The organism is Kitasatospora sp. NPDC059408, assembly GCF_042751525.1.
Taxonomy (GTDB): domain Bacteria; phylum Actinomycetota; class Actinomycetes; order Streptomycetales; family Streptomycetaceae; genus Kitasatospora.
In genome coordinates this window covers 47738-51868 of the sequence record NZ_JBHYWI010000065.1, presented here as the reverse complement: position 1 = coordinate 51868, position 4131 = coordinate 47738, and the positions used below count along the sequence as shown (strand labels likewise).

Below are 4131 nucleotides of genomic sequence, written 5' to 3'. Positions count from 1 at the left end.
GCGGATCTTACGGCCCGCATTCCCCGCACACCTCCCCTCCCCGGGGGGGGTGGTTCTGGGGTCTGGGGGATGGGGTGGGGGGAGGAGGGAGGGCGGGGGGCGGGGCGGGGCCCGGGAAACGATTGCGGCGCGCTCCGGACAGGCCCGGAGCGCGCCGCCGGGAAATTGTGAAGGCCTCCCGCCACCGGGGCCACGCCGCCCCCGGGAGCTGGCCTTCACACCCGCCGCCACCCGCGTCGGCGGGTCAGGCGCTGCTGCCCCAGCATGAAGAGAGCAGGAAACCAGCCGTTTTCGGCGGGTTTCCAAGACCTGGAAATCCGCCGGACCTGGAAACCCTTCGAGCCGTCCGGCCACCCGCCTCGGCCGCTTAGCCTCCTGCCTTAGTTGGCCTGAAAGCGCGACTCAGACACCAGGCGTCATCGTGCGACCACCTTGAGTGTCAGCGGCGGCGCCTACAGTAACTGAGGCATCGTCAATCAATGGGGTGTGTAGATGACTTCATCGAAGAAGTCGAAGCCGCGGCGCTACTACAAGCCCGGCACCGTCGCCGGGCTCCTTACCCTGGCCCGCGGCGGTTGCTACTGGCCCGGCTGCAACGAGCCCACCATCCGCATGGTCAAGGGCGAACCCGTTCAGAACCTGATCATCGCCCACATCGTCGCCTTCGAGGACAATGGCCCCCGCGCCGAACCGACCTGGACCGAAGCTCAGCGCAACCACTTCACCAACCTGATCTTGCTCTGCACCGTTCACCACAAGACGATCGACGGCCCGAGCCGCGAGGAATATCCGGTCGAGCTACTGTACGAGTGGAAGAAGGCCCGCGAAGCCGACGGGGTCGACGCACTCGAAGGTCTCGGAGACCTCAGCAAGGCCGATCTCGGAGAGATGATTCGTGAGGCCCAGGCCGAGTTCGTCGACCTTCTCGGCCCGGCCCTCGACGAGTTCGCGAAGTCCGCCCCCGAACTCGCCTCCTTGCTCAAGCTGGCTACGTCCGAGTTCGCGGACCTGCGCGTTCGCCGCGGCGGCGTCTCGGAAGACACCGCTCTGCTTCTGAACAATGCTGCCCGCTCGCTCAGCGGGCTGGAGGACAACGCCAATACGCTCAGCCAAGCGGCACACGACCTGAGAGGTCTGACGGACAACGCCAACACGCTGGCGGATGCTGCAGACGATCTGCACGGGCTGGAAGACAACGCGAAGGTGATTGCGGCCGCCGCTCATCGGCTGCGGGGTCTGGAGGGCATCGCGAGCATGCTGTCGAATGCCGCAACCAAACTCGGGAACCTGGAGGGCCAGTCATATGAACTCAAGGAAGCCTCGCAGGAACTGAAAGAAGCCGCCCGGGAGGTGCTTTATGCGGCCGACGCCCTGAACGCGGCTCGCCGCAATCGGTGACAGGCCCCGCCGCCCACTGTCAGGGCAGCGACGTCGCCCCCATTGAGCTCAGCGCCTGACCCGCCGACGCGGGTGCCCCCGAGCCGTCCGGACGGCCCGGGGCACTCGCGTCGGAAGACGCGACGTTCCGTTGCCGATGAGGTTGACCCTGGTCGTGAAGCCTGTGAAGAGCAGAATGAACGCCATCGTGAGTACGGTTGGCCCGGCGGACTCTCTTGGTCCGAGTCACCCGAAGGCTGACCCGTGTCCAAGAATCCCGGGTGGCAAGCCGGATCGTCAGATTCGGGGTCCCCGGCGGCAGCGGATTCCCCACTCGCCGTTGGGTGAGAACGACTCGCCGCTCGCCCGCGACACCAGCAGGCTCCGGCCGTCGAACGCGATCCGGTCGCCGACTGCCAGGAAGAGCGGACTGTTGAGCTCACAGAAGCCGCCGCTATCCGTCTCAAGGTCGTTCACGAGCATCATCCGCGGGACCGGAGTGACTCCGTCAGCAAGCAGCAGCATGGCGAGATCGTTCCACACCGGCACCATGTTGGTGACCCGCCGGTCGGGGCTCGCTCCGGGCAGGCCCGGAGCGAGCCGCAGGGAAAAGGGAAAGTGGTGGAGGCCCCCAGCCCCGACCGCCTTGCGCCGCATGGGGGACGCCCTGGCGGCGCGGCGAATGGGACCGCGGATGTGGCCGAGCGGCCGCACGCGCCTGGCGTGCGGCCGCTCGGGGTGGGTCATCGGAGGCCGGCGGGCGGCGTTCCGCCGTCCGGTCCGTGGACCCGTGGACCCGTGGACCCGTGGACCCGCGGACCCGCGGATCCGCAGGCTTGGGCCCGTCCGGCGGTCAGCGGACCGGCAGGACCCGGGTGCGCTCCTCGCGGACGGCCTCCAGGGCGTTCGGCTTGAGGCCGAGCAGCTTCAGGATGGTCGGCGCGATCTGCTTGGTCTCGACCTTCTCGTCCTCGCGGACGCCGCCCGGGGTGCCGGCGCCGGAGACGATCAGCGGCACGTTCAGGTCGTCGGCGTGGGCCCCGCCGTGCTCGGCGATCTTGCTGCCGCCGGTGTAGACGACGCCGTACTGCGCGACGCCGAAGACGTCCGGCACCCGGGGGTCGCCCGGGTCGACGCCGAAGTGGTCGGCGGCCTCGTCGCCCGCGTAGATCCGCTCGATGCCGCTCCGGGTGAACGGGCGGGCCTTGCCGTTGATGTCGACGCCGTTGCCGCTCTGCGCCAGCAGGTAGTTCTTGGCGAACCCGGTGGCGGCGTCGGAGCGGTCGTTGAGCCAGAGCAGCACGCCGTCGTCGTCGACCGCGTGGGCGACGAGGTTGCCGGCGCCCGGGTGGGCGGCCTTCCAGGCGGCGTTGAGGCCGTCCAGCAGCGGCCCGTCGTCGATCCGGTCGAGCGCGGTCGGGTCGGTCGGGGACTGGCCGTGCTTGGCCGACAGGATGATCGTGGTGGAGCCGTCGAGGTGCTGTGCGCGCAGTTCCGCGGTCAGGGCGCCGATCTGCTGGTCGACGAACTCCAGGCTCTTCGCGAGCAGCGGGCCGGGCACGCCCTTGGTGGCGTAGCCGCCCTGGAGCCCGTCGGAGCTGTTGAGCTTCTGCGCGGTGGAGACGGACTGGAGGTTCAGGCCGAAGACCGCCGGGGTGCCGACCTTCTCCGCGCGGCTGTGGTCGTAGCCGTCGATCTCGTTGAGGACGGCCTGCACCTTGTACGAGTCGTACTGCTGGGTGGCCTTGTTGTCCTTGGTCCAGTCGCCGCTGTACCCGGTCGCCTTGCTGTTGATCTCCGGGGTGAAGAGGTCCTGGATGCCCTCGCCGGAGGGGCCGTTGAGGATGTCGTAGGCGGCGTGCTTGTCCGACCAGGCCGTGCGCAGGCCGGCCTGGCGGGCCACCTCGAAGACGGTGTTCACCTGGAGGTAGGAGTGCGGGTAGACCGGCCGGCAGGTGTCCGGGTCGACCGGCAGCTTGGCCGGGTTGATCAGCGTCTGCGGCCGGCCGGTCATCTGCAGGATGGAGCCGGGCAGGCCGGCGAGGCCCTGGCCGGCGTCGATCGAGTCCTGGTTCTTGTCCAGGTCCTCGGTGAGGTCGATCTCGACGCCGGGCTTGGCGTTCTCGCAGTCGGTGGTGCCGGCCGGGAGCAGTTCGGCGTTGTAGGTGTCGTCGTAGTAGACGCCGGTGGTGCCCGGGCCGCCGCCGGTCAGCTGCGCGACCATGCCGGGGAAGGAGTCCGAGGGGTTGGTGGTGCTCGCGCGGGTGTACTCGACACCGCCGCCGACCAGCCGGGCCAGCGCGGACTGGGGGTGCTGGGCCACGAACCAGGCGAGGTCCGACTGGTGCAGGCCGTCGACCGAGACCAGCAGCACGTGCTTGGCGTGGGCGTCGCGGCCCTCTTCGGCGGCGGCTGCCTGGGCGACGGTGGATCCGGCCAGCACTCCGGCGGCGCCGAGGGTGGCGGCGAGCCGGACGTAACGACGGGTCACGGAAGACTCCTGTCGAGGGGGAAGGTGGCTGCGGCGGTGCGCTCATAGGGTGGGAGGCCCCGGTATACCGGCGGCGGCCGGGGAATGAACAGCGTCGGACTCCTCGGCGGAGAAATTCGAGAATTCGGCGAATCTCACCAAGTGGACTCACGGTCAACGGAATTGGTGAACATGCACCGTCAATGAACGGGCAGCCGGAAATGTCCTCGGTCCGAATGGGCCCGGCCGCGGGGGGGGGGGGGGGTGGGTGGGGGCCGGGCGCC

At 69.4% G+C, this 4131-nt stretch carries 3 protein-coding genes; 1 reads left to right on the top strand and 2 read right to left on the bottom strand.

Features of this window, described 5'->3' with window-relative positions; translation table 11 throughout:
* The first annotated feature begins 492 nt into the window (after window positions 1–492).
* Window positions 493–1398 carry a hypothetical protein gene (locus tag ACFXDE_RS32650; protein ID WP_380498178.1) on the top strand — a complete coding sequence of 302 codons (906 nt, stop codon included), beginning with the start codon at window positions 493–495 and terminating at the stop codon, window positions 1396–1398.
* 276 nt (window positions 1399–1674) lie between these two features.
* Here the strand turns inward: ACFXDE_RS32650 and ACFXDE_RS32645 are convergent, their stop codons facing one another.
* A complete protein-coding gene (locus tag ACFXDE_RS32645; protein ID WP_380498177.1) occupies window positions 1675–2034 on the bottom strand; it encodes a hypothetical protein in 360 nt (119 codons plus the stop codon).
* A gap of 196 nt (window positions 2035–2230) precedes the next feature.
* Window positions 2231–3868 (bottom strand): alkaline phosphatase family protein, encoded by a 1638-nt coding sequence (locus ACFXDE_RS32640; RefSeq protein WP_380498176.1) that lies wholly within the window; start codon window positions 3866–3868, stop codon window positions 2231–2233.
* Window positions 3869–4131 lie beyond the last annotated feature (263 nt).

Excerpts from the sequence above, each read along its gene's own strand:
- ACFXDE_RS32650 (WP_380498178.1), top strand. The coding sequence starts at position 493 with ATGACTTCATCGAAGAAGTCGAAGCCGCGGCGCTACTACAAGCCCGGC.
- ACFXDE_RS32645 (WP_380498177.1), bottom strand. The coding sequence starts at position 2,034 with ATGCGGCGCAAGGCGGTCGGGGCTGGGGGCCTCCACCACTTTCCCTTT.